The 622-nt window shown below is 65.9% G+C and carries 1 protein-coding gene and 1 pseudogene; one reads left to right on the top strand and one right to left on the bottom strand.

Going from position 1 to position 622, the window contains the following annotated elements; genetic code table 11:
• Positions 1-37 precede the first annotated feature (37 nt).
• Positions 38-172: a hypothetical protein gene (locus tag KUM32_RS44825; RefSeq protein WP_302182380.1), complete on the bottom strand. Its 135-nt coding sequence runs from the start codon at positions 170-172 to the stop codon at positions 38-40.
• A 165-nt stretch (positions 173-337) separates the two neighbouring features.
• Between KUM32_RS44825 and KUM32_RS35705 the strand changes: the two are divergent.
• A pseudogene (locus KUM32_RS35705) lies at positions 338-622 on the top strand (erythromycin esterase family protein); the annotation flags it as partial.

Genomic DNA, 622 nt, shown 5'->3' with positions numbered 1-622 from the left:
GGCCAGGGCTGCTGGGGGCTGTCCGGCGGATCATCCATCAGAGGAAGAGTTCCCGGGCTCGACGGGCCACCTCGTCCGGCGTGAGGTCTCCCTCGGCGTCGCCCAGCATGATGGTGGAGCCCTGAATCCTGACCTGCGACAGGGACCGTGTCTGTGTCTTCCACGGAGTCACGGTGGTCGCGATACGCCTTCGGATCCGTACCTGAGCCACTACGGGCTGCTCCCACCATGAGCGCCAACTCGACGTCGCGGCTCCTTGACCTCCACCAAGCTTGAGGTTGGACGATCTCCTGGAGTGGTCCGCACGAAGCGGAGCTCGGGGATGAAGGGCAGGCCAGTGGAGACAGCCACCGAATGGATCAGGCAGAACTCCCATGTGCTCCTGAACAGGAAGCCTGACGAGCCACTGGACGATGTACGGCCGCTCGCCCCGATGGTGCGGGACGCCAAGATCGTGGCGCTTGGAGCGGCTGCCCGAGAGACACGCGAACTGTCGGACGTCGCGCATCGCATCGTGCGGCTGTTGGTGGAAGAAGAGGGGTTTCGCTCCCTCGCGTTGGAGGGCGACGACCCCGGTCGCCTCGGCCTGGACGTCTATGTCGCCACCGGCGACGGAGACCCC

Source organism: Streptomyces sp. AC627_RSS907 (assembly GCF_019049165.1).
The sequence above is the reverse complement of the archived record's forward strand: the minus strand, read 5'-3'. Positions and strand labels throughout refer to the sequence as shown.